Raw genomic sequence first — 12,392 nt, 5'->3', positions numbered from 1 at the left:
ATGCCCCGGGCGGCCCGCGCTGCGACCACGGCGTCGACCACGCGGCGTACCCGTTCGCCCCGGGTGCCCGGGGTGCCGGCGGGCGGGGGTGCGGCAGGGCCGGGGACGTCGGGCGCCGGGGCCGGATGGGGGACGTCGGGCGCCGGGGCCGGGTCGGGGACATCGGCCACGAGGGACGCGGGGCCCACGGCAGGGCCACGCGGGGTGGGCGGCGCGCCCGGCGTACGTGCCGCACCGGGAGCCGCGGCCGGAACCGCCGCCGACGGGGCGCCGGCTGCGGCGGCAGCGGGCGGACGGGGACCACCGGGGCCGCCCACGGCGCCCGGCAGGGGCTCGTCCGCGGTGACGGCGGTCTGCCAGCCGTGGCGGGACAGCGCCCGCACCAGGGCACGGACCATCTGGGGGTCGAACTGGGTGCCCGAGCAGCGCTTCAGCTCCTCGACGGCCGACGCGACGGGGCGGGCCCGTCGGTAGGAGCGGGTCGAGGTCATCGCGTCGAAGGCGTCGGCGACGGCCACGACCCGGGCGAACTCGGGGATCTGGCGGCCGGCCAGTCCGTACGGGTAGCCGCTGCCGTCGAGGCGTTCGTGGTGGTGCAGGATGGCCGCCCTGGCCTCGTCGAGGAAGCCGATCCCGCGCACGATCTCGTGTCCGTACTCCGGGTGCAGCTCGATGACCCGGCGCTCATCGGGGGTGAGCGGTCCGTCCTTGCGCAGTACCCGCGTGGGCACGCCGAGCTTGCCGACGTCGTGGAGGATGCCGGCGAAGCGGAGGACCTCCAGCCGTTCCTCGTCCATGCCCAGCTCGCGCGCGATCAGTACGGACGCCTGCCCCACGCGCTCGCTGTGCCCGCGCGTGTACTTGTCCTTGATGTCGACGGCCTGCACCAGGGCCCGGATGGTGGAGCGGTGGGCGCTCCGCTCACGGTGGTACTGCGCGAAGGCCCAGCAGGAGATGTACATCGGCAGCAGGACGAACAGCGCGGAGACGGGGCCGTACGGGCTGCGCCACAGCACGGCCATCATCAGACCGGCCAGGCCGTGGACGGTGTGCGGGGCGAGCGAGCCCGGCAGGAGCCCACGCCAGGCCGCCCGTAACGGCAGCCGCTCGGCAGTGGCCAGGACGGCGCCGTCGAGCGCGCTGAGGACCAGGCAGAACGCCACCGCCGCGGCCCCCGCCGGCAGCAGCGCATGCGGAAAGGCGGGCGTGGTGCCGATCCCTCCGCACAGCAGGGCCGCCCAGGACGCTGCCCAGGCGGCCAGGGCGAGTTGGGCGGCACGCCACACCCGCCGTACGGCCGCGGGTCGCTGTTCGACGTGGGCGACGAGCGCGCCCGGCACCGCCGCCAGCGCCGCCGCGGCGGGCGGCAGCAGCAGCGCGGCCGCCAGCAGCACGGGAAAGAACGATCCGGCACCCATCGGCACCGACCCGCCGGGGAACCGTCCGAGGAACGGGCGACCGGCGGGCATCTCGCACATCGCGTAGACCCCGGCCAGCAGCGCGACCGCGCCCCAGGCGACATCGGCTCCGGAGAACACCGAGGGGAGCACACATGCGCCGGCGCACGCCACGGCGCAGAGAATCAACGCACGCGCCCCACCCGGGATACCTCTCACCCGCGCTCAGCCCTCCTCGGCCGCCCCCTAACAGAGCGTCAGGCTAGCGAGTCGACCGATCCCCGGCGGCGGGAAACGACCGATTAGCACCATCGGGTGACACGAGCGATCTCCGCAGCCCCTCCACAGGCCCGGCCGCGGGAGCATCGTCCGCTGCCCGCCCGGGCCAGGCACCCCGTGTACACCCGCGGCCCACCCGGGCCAGGCGCCCCGCGTGCGCCCGCGTACGCGAGAAGGGGCGCACCTTTCCGGTGCGCCCCTTCTTCCGTCGCCGGGTGCGGCAGCGGCTACTCCGCCGTCGCGGTCGGTAGATCCGCCACCGTCACGTCGTGCTCCGGCACGGCCTCCCCCGACCGGATCAGCTCGATCCGGCCCATGACCTTGGCCCGCAGATCGACCGGTACGTCGTCATGGCCGCAGCAGCGCTTGACGAGCTTCTTGACCGCCCGCTCCAGGCCGTACTTCTCCAGGCAGGGCGAGCACTCCTCGAAGTGGACCTCGAACTTGGTGCAGTCGGCGTCGGGCATCTCACGGTCGAGAAACTCGTAGAGATGATCGAGAATCTCCGCGCAATCCGTCTCGTGCGGCTCTCCGCAGCTCATGAGCCCGAGCCTTTCCGATCGTTCGTCGACTCCCCGGCGCCTGCGGGAACCAGCCCGCGGTCACGGGCGTAGTCCTCGAGCATTCCGCGCAACTGGCGGCGGCCCCGGTGCAGTCGGGACATCACCGTACCGATGGGTGTTCCCATGATGTCCGCGATCTCCTTGTAGGCAAAGCCCTCGACGTCCGCCAGATAGACGGCGATGCGGAACTCCTCGGGGATCGCCTGCAGCGCTTCCTTCACGTCGGAGTCCGGCAGGTGGTCGAGCGCCTGGGACTCGGCGGAGCGCAGACCGGTCGACATGTGGGACTCGGCACGTGCGAGCTGCCAGTCCTCGATCTCCTCGGCGGCACTGCGCTGCGGCTCGCGCTGCTTCTTGCGGTACGAGTTGATGAAGGTGTTGGTGAGGATGCGATACAGCCAGGCCTTGAGGTTCGTGCCCTCCCGGAACTGGTGGAACGAGCCGTACGCCTTCGCGTACGTCTCCTGTACGAGATCCTCGGCGTCGGCCGGGTTCCGCGTCATGCGAAGTGCGGCCGAGTACATCTGGTCGAGAAAACCGAGAGCGTCCCGCTCGAATCGTGCGTTGCGCTCGGCGGTCGTCTCATCCGCACGGCCGTCGTCGGTCCCAGTGACCGGACCCACCTCCTCCAACGCTGTGGCGAGTCCGAAACCGGACCCGCTCGAATCGGAGGATAGACGACCAACCGCTCCGCCCGCCGCCCGAGTGGCGCCGGTCCCGACCGTCGGAAGGACCGTCCACTCCAGGTCAGAGGCGCGCGAACGACTGGGGCAGATGGTCGAACCCATGCGACGGACTCCCTCTCCGAGCTCCTGAACTGACGTCCGGCACAACAGTGGTCCGGCCCTCGGCTATTCCCGTGCGTGGACGACCGTCAGGATCAAGCACGATTCGGGGCGGGTCACGCAAGAGCGGTGATCCACTTCCGTACGCCGCCGACGACCTCGGCCAGCGCCTCCTCCTGCGTCAGCACCGCCCGCTTGGGCACGGACAGCCCATGATCGGCTGAGTCCACCTCGATCAACTCGTACTCCCCCTCGGGGAACTCCCCCGGCGTCCCGAACGGGTCGTTCCCGCCCTGGACGACGAGTACGGGCACCCCTGCGCCCAGCAGCTCGTCCGCCCGGGACTTCTCCGGCCTGCCCGGCGGATGCAGGGGGAAGCTCAGCGCGAGTACGGCGCGGGCGCCCAGCTCACTCGCCGTGCGGCAGGCCACGCGCGCCCCGGCGCTGCGCCCGCCCGCGACGATCGGCAGCCCCTTCTTCTCCAGCGCGGGCCACAGCCCCCGCCAGCCGGTGTCCAGGGTCTTCGGCGCCGGTGCGACCTGCTTCCCTGCCACCCGCCAAGGCTGCTCCACGAGGGCCACGGTCACCCCGGCGGCGGGCAGCTCGGCGGCGAGTGCCTGCAGGTCACGGGCCCCGATGCCGCCGCCCGCGCCATGACTCGCCGCCAGCACGAGCCGGGCCTTGCCGGTGGCGGGGTGCCAGGTGATGCGGGCGTCCCCCGCGGGCGTCCCGACGATCTCGCTCTCGATCTCGCTCTGTGTCACGTAAGCAGTGTCACACCGCCGGCCCCGGAGAGCTCAGAAGAGCGTGCCCACCTCGGGAGCCTCCAGTTCCTCCAGCAGCTCCGGCCCGTTGTTGCGGACGTTGCTGACCGCCGTCGTCACCGGATACGCCCGCATCAGTCCGGGCGGCGGCGGCGCCAGCAGCGCGCGCAGCTCGTCCACGTCCGTGCGCGCCGGGTCGAGCCATGCGTCCCAGCGGTCCTCGGTCAGCATCAGCGGCATCCGCGGGTGGATGTCGGACAGCGAGTGCGGGCCGTCCGCGGGCGCGACCGCCAGCGGGCTCGTCTCCGCCTCGGTCGTGATCACCGAGCAGGTCACCCACCAGGACTGGGGGTGGTCGTCGGGCAGGGTCCGGTCGCGCCAGAACTCGTAGAGCCCGGCCATCGCGAAGACCGAGCCGTCGGCCGGGGTGAGGAAGTACGGCTGCTTGCGGGGCCGCTTCTTCTTGCCCTGCACCTCCAGCTCCCGCTCGTCCGACCCGGTGACCCACTCGTAGTAGCCGTCGGCCGGCAGGATGCAGCGGCGGGCGAGGAAGGGCCGGCGGTACGAGGGCTTCTCGTGGACGGTCTCCGCGCGGGCGTTGATCATCCGGGCCGCGCCCTCGGGGTTCTTGGCGAAGGACGGGACGAGTCCCCACTTGAGCTTCCGCAGCTGGCGAACCGGACGTCGGTCGTCCGCGTCCTTCAGAGGACGTTCGAGTACCGCGTAGACCTCTTTCGTGGGGGCCACGTTCCAGTCGGGGGCCAGGGTCTCCGCCGGTTCCCACTTCTCGATCTGGAAGAGTCCCGTCAGGTCCTCGGGCCTGCGACTCGCTGCATACCGTCCGCACATAAGTGCCACACTGCCACGATCCCCAGCGTCCCGAGGAGCCACCCCGGAAATGGCCACCACCGCCGCCGTCGAAGTCTTCGGCACCCAGCCCGCGCCCGACCAGTGGCTGGTCATAGGCACGGCCGCGCTCGCCCTCGTCGCCGTCGTCCCGCACGCGCTGTGGCGGCTCTCCCGCAATGCGATCACCATCGCCCACGAGGGCGGTCACGGCCTGATCGCCCTGGTCACCGGCCGCCGGCTGCAGGGCATCCGGCTGCACTCCGACACCAGCGGCCTCACCGTCAGCCGCGGCAAGCCGACCGGGCTCGGCATGATCCTCACCGCGGCCGCGGGCTACACCGCGCCGCCGCTGCTCGGCCTCGGCGGCGCCTGGCTGCTCGCCGCGCACCGCATCACGCTGCTGCTGTGGGTGGCGACGGCGCTGCTGATCGCCATGCTGCTGATGATCCGCAACGCGTACGGGGCACTCACCGTGATCCTCACCGGCGCGGCCTTCCTGCTGGTGTCCTGGCTGACCGAGCCCGCCGTACAGGCGGCGTTCGCCTACGCAGCCGTGTGGTTCCTGCTGCTCGGCGGCGTACGGCCGGCCTTCGAGCTGCAGGCGAAGCGGCGGCACGGCGGAGCGTCCGACTCGGACGCCGACCAGCTGGCCCGGCTGACGCATGTGCCGCCCGCGATGTGGTTCTTCCTCTTCCACGCCGTGTCGCTGTGCTCACTGATCGGTGGCGGTCGCTGGCTGCTCGGTCTGTGACCGGTCGTGGAACACCCGGGGTGGTTGCGGCCCACTAAAGTGAAGGCCATGACCGACAGCCCCGTGCACGTGCACCCCGAGCACCTTGATCTCTGGCCCGCCCCTCATGCGAGCGGGCCTGTCGATGCGACGGTCACCGTGCCCGGATCCAAGTCGGTCACCAACCGCGGACTGGTCCTCGCGGCACTGGCCGCCGAGCCCGGCTGGCTGCGCCGCCCGCTGCGGTCCCGCGACACCCTGCTGATGGCCGAGGCCCTGCGGGCGATGGGCGTCGGCATCGAGGAGCAGGTCTCCTCCAGCTCCACCGCCACCGGCGGCCGGGACTGCGGCGAGGCCTGGCGGGTCATTCCCGCCGGTCTGCACGGCCCCGCCACCGTCGACGTGGGCAACGCCGGCACCGTGATGCGCTTCCTGCCTCCGGTCGCCGCCCTCGCCGACGGCCCGATCCGCTTCGACGGCGACCCGCGCTCGTACGAGCGTCCACTCGGCGGCGTGATCAACGGCCTGCGTGCCCTGGGCGCCCGGATCGACGACGACGGGCGCGATGCGCTCCCGTTGACCGTGCACGGCGGCGGGGCGCTGGACGGCGGCCCGGTGGAGATCGACGCCTCCTCGTCCTCGCAGTTCGTGTCCGCCCTGCTGCTCTCGGCGCCCCGCTTCAACCTGGGCGTCGAGGTGCGGCACATGGGCTCCACACTGCCGTCGATGCCGCACATCCGGATGACGGTCGATATGCTCCGCACGGTCGGGGCGCAGGTCGACGAGCCGGAGACCGGCGGCGAGCCGAACGTCTGGCGGGTGCGCAGCGGCGCACTGCTCGGCCGGGATCTGACCGTGGAGCCGGATCTGTCGAACGCCCAGCCGTTCCTGGCGGCCGCGCTGGTGACGGGTGGCAGGGTCACCGTCCGCGACTGGCCCGAGCACACCACCCAGCCCGGTGACGCACTGCGGGAGATCTTCACCGAAATGGGCGGTTCCTGCGAGCTGACCGACGCCGGGCTGACGTTCACCGGCACCGGCCGGATCCACGGCATCGACGTCGACCTGAGCGAGGTCGGCGAGCTGACCCCGGGCATCGCCGCGGTCGCGGCGCTCGCCGACTCCCCCTCGACGCTGCGCGGTGTCGCGCATCTGCGCCTCCACGAGACGGACCGCCTGGCCGCGCTCACCAAGGAGATCAACGAGCTCGGCGGCGATGTCACCGAGACCGAGGACGGGCTGCACATCCGCCCGCGCCCGCTGCACAGCGGGGTGTTCCACACCTACGACGACCACCGGATGGCGACGGCCGGCTCGATCATCGGTCTCGCCGTCGAGGGAGTGGAGATCGAGAACGTGGCGACGACCGCCAAGACCCTGCCCGACTTCCCGAGGATGTGGACCGACATGCTCGCGGGCAACTGAGCGGGGACGGCAAGAGATGCGCCGCTACGGCAAGCACACCGACGAGGACGACATCCGTCAGCGCCCGAACCCCAAGGGCAACCGTCCCCGGACGTCCATCCGCCCCAAGCACGAGGACGCGGCGGAGGGGATGGTCCTGACCGTCGACCGCGGCCGTCTCACCTGCCTGGTCGATGACCGTACGGTCATGGCCATGAAGGCCCGCGAGCTGGGCCGCAAGGCCGCCGTGGTGGGCGACCGCGTCGAACTGGTCGGTGATCTGTCCGGCAAGAAGGACACCCTGGCCCGCATCGTCCGCATCGGCGAGCGCGCCTCGGTGCTGCGGCGCACGGCCGATGACGACGATCCGTACGAGCGCGTCGTCGTCGCCAACGCCGACCAGCTGGCGATCGTGACGGCCCTCGCCGACCCCGAACCGCGCCCGCGGCTGATCGACCGCTGTCTGGTCGCCGCGTTCGACGGCGGGCTGGAACCGCTGCTGGTGCTGACCAAGTCGGATCTGGCCTCGCCCGACGAACTGCTCGAGATGTACGGCGCGCTCGGCGTTCCCCATGTCGTCACCACCCGCGACGAGTTCGTGGGCGGCGTCGCGGCCGAGCGGGTCTACGAGCACCTCAGGGGCCGGACCACCGCGTTCGTCGGCCACTCCGGCGTCGGCAAGACGACCCTGGTCAACGCCCTCGTCCCGATGGATCGGTGGCGCAGCACCGGCGTGGTGAACGCGGTCACGGGCCGCGGCCGGCACACCACCACCTCGGCGCTCGCGCTCCCCCTCGCGGGCAAGGACAACGGCTGGGTGATCGACACCCCCGGCGTGCGGTCCTTCGGGCTGCACCATGTCGATCCCTCGCGGGTGATCCTGGCCTTTCCCGATCTCGTACCGGGCACGGAGGGGTGTCCGCGTGCCTGTTCGCACGACGAGCCGGACTGTGCACTCGACGAGTGGGTCGCTCAGGGAAACGCCGATCCCGCGCGTCTGTACTCACTGAGGCGGCTGCTGGCCACGCGCGAACGACGCGAAGGCGACTGAGCCGCGCACGTTTGCGAACGACCGCCGCTGGTAAGTGCATAATCGCACCAAGTGAGACGAAGCAGTCACTGAGCGTGGGACTGGGACGCGGGAGGCACTGACCATGGCGTGGCTGCTGGTAGTTGTCGCCGGACTCCTGGAGACGGGGTTCGCGATCTGTCTCAAGCTGTCGCACGGCTTCACGCGTCTCTGGCCGACCATCGCGTTCGCCATCTTCGCGATGAGCAGCTTCGGCCTGCTGACGCTGTCGCTGCGCAAGCTCGACGTCGGCCCTGCCTACGCGGTGTGGACAGGGATCGGGGCGTCGGGCACCGCGATCTACGGAATGATCTTCCTCGGGGAGGTGGCCTCCACCCTGAAGATCGTCTCGATCGTCCTGGTGATCTCCGGCGTCATCGGCCTGCAGCTCTCCAGCCCGGCCCACTGACGGCCGTACGGACCAGCTGACCGACGCCTTCGGGGGCGGGGGCGACGACGCACGAGAGCGCGAGCCGCACGGCCAGTTCGCAGCGGTGGGCGACCTCGGCGGCCTCCTCTTTGGTACGGCTCCGGGCAGCCTGTTCCAGTGCGGCGAGCGAGCGGTCCCGTACGGCCGCTGCCAGCTCGGCCGGCGCGGGATGCCTGGCGTCCGCGCGGCGCTGCGCGGGCACGCCGGAGCGGGCGGCGGTCCGCACGGCACGCGGCGCCGGCAGGCGCTCGCCCCAGCAGCCGGTGAGCAGGGCACGCAGCAGCGGCCTGGCGCGGGCCTCGCCGACGGTCCACTCGGCGACGGCCACGAGCTGCTCGACGCCGCCCGCGCCACGCTCGAGGAGCAGCGCCCGCTCCACTCCGTGGAGATACGCGTCGGCCTCGCGCCGCACGAGCGCGCGGGCAAGGCCCTCCTTGCTGCCGAACTCGTTGTAGAGCGTCTGACGGGAGACCCCCGCGACGGAGGCGACATCGACCATCCGGATCCCCGACCAGGGCAGATGGGAGAGAGCGGTGAGAGCGGCGTTCAGCAGTGCTTCTCGCGCTGATGGCATCGTGGCCTCCCGGGCGGGCCCCCGGGGCCCTGCGGCGCTGCGCTCAGAGTTGACGCGCGGACACGCGCTGTCAAGAGCACCTGCGGTCCCCGGTCTCGCCCGACGAGGAGTCCGAGGGGCCGGAGTTGCGTTGCGCCTGCGGGGATAGAGTTCGACCATGGCCGACTATCACGATGATCTGCGTCTCGCCCATGTCCTCGCGGACGCCGCCGACGCGGCGACGATGGCCCGGTTCAAGGCGCTCGACCTCAAGGTCGAGACCAAGCCGGACATGACTCCGGTGAGCGAGGCCGACAAGGCGGCCGAGGAGCTGATCCGCTCCCAGCTCCAGCGCGCCAGGCCGCGCGACGCGATCCTCGGCGAGGAGTACGGCATCGAGGGCACCGGCCCGCGGCGCTGGGTCATCGACCCGATCGACGGCACGAAGAACTACGTTCGCGGGGTTCCCGTGTGGGCAACGCTGATCTCCCTGATGGAGGCCGGTGAGGGCGGCTACCAGCCCGTCGTCGGCGTGGTGTCGGCACCGGCGCTCGGCCGCCGCTGGTGGGCGGCGAAGGGCGCGGGTGCGTACACCGGCCGCAGCCTGTCCTCCGCGACCCGCCTCCACGTCTCGAAGATGTCCCGGCTCTCGGACGCGTCGTTCGCGTACTCCTCGCTCAGCGGCTGGGAGGAGTACGGGCGGCTGGACGGCTTCCTCGATCTGACGCGGGCTGTGTGGCGCACGCGGGCGTACGGCGACTTCTGGCCGTACATGATGGTGGCCGAGGGTTCTGTGGACATCTGCGCGGAGCCGGAGCTGTCGTTGTGGGACATGGCGGCGACCGCGATCGTGGTCCAGGAGGCGGGCGGCACGTTCACCGGCCTGGACGGGGTCCGCGGCCCGCACAGCGGCAACGCGGCGGCGTCGAACGGGCTGCTGCACGAGGAGCTGCTGGGCTATCTCAATCAGCGCTACTGACGTCGCTTCCCGCGTGACCTGCGCGTTTGGCTCAGGCCCCCTGGGCCGTCGCCCGAACCGCCGACCATGACCGCACGCCTGTCCGCGCGACCTCTCGATCAGGGACAGCAAGTGGCGTCATCGGCCCGTTACGGTCTCGTCGGATGCCGGTCCGCGACGGCCGTGATGCTCGGGTGCGCCGTGTGCGGTGGAATGGAGGGGGGAACGGGGGTGTCTCGGCCGGGGCGGACCCTGCCAGGTCTGCAGGGGCCAGGCCCGGGGCTGAGGGCCATGCGGTGTCCTGGCTCGGCCGCGTCGCACGCACCTGCTGGTGTCCGCGGATCCGCAGGCCGAAAGGGAGCCTGACATGGACGAAACTCTCTCCACCGATGTGCTCGTCGTCGGTGCGGGACCGTACGGACTCTCAGCGGCCGCCCTCGCCCGCGATTACGGCATTGACACGCAGGTGGTCGGGCGGCCGATGGGTTTTTGGCATGAGCACATGCCCGACGGGATGCTGCTGCGCTCGGGGGTCGACTGGCATCTGGACGCCGCGGGAGTGCACACACTTCAGGCCTACCTGGAAGAGCAGGGGCTGACCGGTGACGAGATCCTCCCGGTCCCCGTGGGACTGTTTCGTGAGTACGGCGAGTGGTTCCGCCGCGTCAAGCAGGTGCCGGTCCGGCCCGGACCGGTGCTGGACATCGCGCGGCGGGAGACGGGATTCGAAGCGGAACTCGCCGATGGCGGGCGGGTGCGTGCCAAAGTCGTGGTCGCCGCTCCTGGTCTCTGCTATTTTCGGCAGTTGCCTCTGTGGGCGGCCGGTGTGCCGGCCCGTCGGGCGGCCCATAGCTGTGACCTGGTCTGTTTCGACGAACTGGCGGGCCGACGTGTGCTGATCGTGGGAGGTCGGCAGAGCGCGTACGAGTGGGCGGCCTTGCTGGCCGAGCACGATGCCGAACACGTCGACATCGTCCACCGCCATCCCGTTCCGCGTTTTGAGCCGGTGAGCTGGGCGTTCTTCGACGACTACATCGACAGCACCCTGCAGGTCACCAGGTGGTGGCGTCGGCTGACGGCCATGGAGCGGGAAGCGATCGTCATGCGGTGCTGGCGGGCCGGACGGGCGACTCTGGAACCGTGGCTGCCTGCCCGGCTGGACCCCGCGGTGGTGCACCTGTGGCCGGACACCGATGTCGTCCACGCCGACGGCGGCGCGACCGGTGACACCGTGCAGGTCACGCTGTCCAATTCCGAAACCCTGACAGCTGATCAGGTGGTGTTCGCCACCGGGTACGCGCCCGATCTGGCACGTGTCCCCTACCTGGCCGGTCTCTTGGAGCAGATCGCCACCCGCAACGGTTTCCCGGTATTGGACGAGAACTTCCAGACCACCGTTCCCGGCCTCTATCTCACCGGCTTCGCAGCCACCCAGGACTTCGGCCCGTTTCTGGGTTTCGTCAAAGCCGCGCCGGCCGCGGCGACCATCCTCCTGCGGCACTTGCAGGCCCGCTGGGCCTGACGAGAAGACCTGACCCGCTCAAGAACGCTCCCGCGGTGCCCCAGCCGCCAGCGCCCACGCCCGCCCACGGCTTCGGCGGCATGACCGAGCGACGCAGCGTGCCGCAGGGCAGAAGTGGCCGCTGGCGGTGGCGTCCAACCGCTCACTGGCAGGCACGGCCGCATCCCCTTTTCCGACCCGCACGGGGTGCGCCGGTCGATTGCCCCGGCGGCCTCACCCGGCATCGCGGCCCGGTGGTGGCAGGGCGCACCTCCACCCTGGACTGGCAGCCGAACTGAATGGCGTCGGCCGCCCTTGATGCTATTCGGGCCAGTGGGGTGGGCGTTTGTCGAGGAAGGAGGCGATGCCTTCACGGGCTGCCGGGGTCTGGGAGGAGTCGGCCATGACCGGGAAGGCGATGTCATAGGCGTCTGCTTCAGGTCGGTCCAGTTGTGCATACAGGGTGCGTTTGCCCAGTGCCTTGCTGGCCGCGCTGCCGCGGGTGGCGCGGGTGAGGAGTTCCTCGACCGCTGTGTCCAGCTCGCTGTCGGGTACGACTTGGTTGATCAGTCCCCAGTCCAGGGCGGTGCGGGCGTCGATCACGTCACCGGTCAGGGCCATCTCCATGAGCCGTTTGCGTCCGATGGAGCGGGCCACCGGCACGGCAGGGGTGTGGCAGAACCAGCCCCCCTTGCCGCCGGGAAGGGCGAAACCGGCACGGTCACCCGCCACGGCCAGGTCGCAGGACGCCACCAGCTGACACCCTGCGGCCGTGGCCAGCCCCTGCACCCGGGCCACCACCACCTGGGGGAGGGACTCGAGCAGCCGCATCACGTCGGTGCACAGCTGCAGCAGCTCGCGGGCGCTCTGAACGTCCAGGGCCAGCACGTCGGCGAAGTCGTGCCCGGAACTGAACACCGGTCCCCTGGCCGCCAGCACGATCCCCGTGGCCCGGGAGCCGGCCACCTCGGTCAGGGATTTCTGCAGCTCTCGCAGCATCTCCCAGCTCAGGGCGTTCCTGCGCTCGGGATGATTCATGGTGACCCAGGTGAAATCGCCTCGAGGGGACACGATCACCCGCTCACACATGGCCATGATCTCAGCCTACGC

General features: G+C 71.2%; 12 protein-coding genes and 1 pseudogene. 6 read left to right on the top strand and 7 right to left on the bottom strand.

What is annotated here, in order from left to right:
- Positions 1-212: 212 nt before the first annotated feature.
- The 5 genes and pseudogenes from ACWCP0_RS22700 to ACWCP0_RS22680 all read right to left on the bottom strand — a co-directional run.
- Positions 213-1,616 (bottom strand): annotated as a pseudogene (locus ACWCP0_RS22700) (HD-GYP domain-containing protein); the annotation flags it as partial.
- Between the two features lie 287 nt (positions 1,617-1,903).
- Entirely contained in the window at positions 1,904-2,218 is a 315-nt protein-coding gene (gene rsrA / locus ACWCP0_RS22695; protein WP_451080626.1) for a mycothiol system anti-sigma-R factor, read from the bottom strand.
- Complete coding sequence (locus ACWCP0_RS22690) at positions 2,215-2,862, bottom strand: sigma-70 family RNA polymerase sigma factor (protein WP_451080625.1); 648 nt, start codon at positions 2,860-2,862, stop codon at positions 2,215-2,217. Before ACWCP0_RS22690 ends, rsrA begins: the two co-directional genes overlap by 4 nt.
- Positions 2,863-3,140: 278 nt before the next feature.
- Positions 3,141-3,788, bottom strand: a complete 648-nt coding sequence (locus tag ACWCP0_RS22685; protein WP_451080624.1) for an alpha/beta hydrolase family protein — start codon at positions 3,786-3,788, stop codon at positions 3,141-3,143.
- 33 nt (positions 3,789-3,821) lie between these two features.
- Entirely contained in the window at positions 3,822-4,637 is an 816-nt protein-coding gene (locus tag ACWCP0_RS22680) for an SOS response-associated peptidase (protein WP_451080623.1), read from the bottom strand.
- A gap of 49 nt (positions 4,638-4,686) precedes the next feature.
- Between ACWCP0_RS22680 and ACWCP0_RS22675 the strand changes: the two genes are divergently transcribed.
- From ACWCP0_RS22675 to ACWCP0_RS22660, 4 genes are all read left to right on the top strand, one after another.
- Positions 4,687-5,388, top strand: coding sequence for a M50 family metallopeptidase (locus tag ACWCP0_RS22675; protein WP_451080622.1), 702 nt, complete (start codon positions 4,687-4,689; stop codon positions 5,386-5,388).
- 48 nt (positions 5,389-5,436) lie between these two features.
- Positions 5,437-6,792, top strand: a complete 1,356-nt coding sequence (aroA, locus tag ACWCP0_RS22670) for a 3-phosphoshikimate 1-carboxyvinyltransferase (RefSeq protein WP_451080621.1) — start codon at positions 5,437-5,439, stop codon at positions 6,790-6,792.
- Positions 6,793-6,808: 16 nt separating this feature from the next.
- Entirely contained in the window at positions 6,809-7,822 is a 1,014-nt protein-coding gene (gene rsgA, locus ACWCP0_RS22665) for a ribosome small subunit-dependent GTPase A (RefSeq protein ID WP_451080620.1), read from the top strand.
- Positions 7,823-7,925: 103 nt separating this feature from the next.
- Positions 7,926-8,249 carry a DMT family transporter gene (locus tag ACWCP0_RS22660; RefSeq protein WP_451080619.1) on the top strand — a complete coding sequence of 108 codons (324 nt, stop codon included), beginning with the start codon at positions 7,926-7,928 and terminating at the stop codon, positions 8,247-8,249.
- On the opposite strand, the gene ACWCP0_RS22655 is transcribed toward ACWCP0_RS22660, so the two are convergent.
- The gene (locus ACWCP0_RS22655; protein WP_451080618.1) at positions 8,215-8,844 is read right to left on the bottom strand and encodes a TetR/AcrR family transcriptional regulator; all 630 of its coding nucleotides are present in this window, start codon (positions 8,842-8,844) and stop codon (positions 8,215-8,217) included. The genes ACWCP0_RS22660 and ACWCP0_RS22655 overlap by 35 nt on opposite strands.
- A 157-nt stretch (positions 8,845-9,001) precedes the next feature.
- On the opposite strand from ACWCP0_RS22655, the gene hisN reads away from it, so the two are divergent.
- Together hisN and ACWCP0_RS22645 are read left to right on the top strand one after the other, a co-directional pair.
- Positions 9,002-9,802 carry a histidinol-phosphatase gene (gene hisN / locus ACWCP0_RS22650; RefSeq protein ID WP_451080617.1) on the top strand — a complete coding sequence of 267 codons (801 nt, stop codon included), beginning with the start codon at positions 9,002-9,004 and terminating at the stop codon, positions 9,800-9,802.
- Between the two features lie 310 nt (positions 9,803-10,112).
- Positions 10,113-11,303, top strand: a complete 1,191-nt coding sequence (locus ACWCP0_RS22645) for an NAD(P)/FAD-dependent oxidoreductase (protein ID WP_451080616.1) — start codon at positions 10,113-10,115, stop codon at positions 11,301-11,303.
- A gap of 300 nt (positions 11,304-11,603) precedes the next feature.
- Here the strand turns inward: ACWCP0_RS22645 and ACWCP0_RS22640 are convergent, their stop codons facing one another.
- Entirely contained in the window at positions 11,604-12,377 is a 774-nt protein-coding gene (locus ACWCP0_RS22640; protein WP_451080615.1) for an enoyl-CoA hydratase-related protein, read from the bottom strand.
- Between the last annotated feature and the right edge of the window lie 15 nt (positions 12,378-12,392).

It is taken from the genome of Streptomyces sp. NPDC001970, from assembly GCF_053594115.1.
Note: the sequence above shows the minus strand (reverse complement) of the source record. Positions and strands in the feature narration are given on the sequence as shown.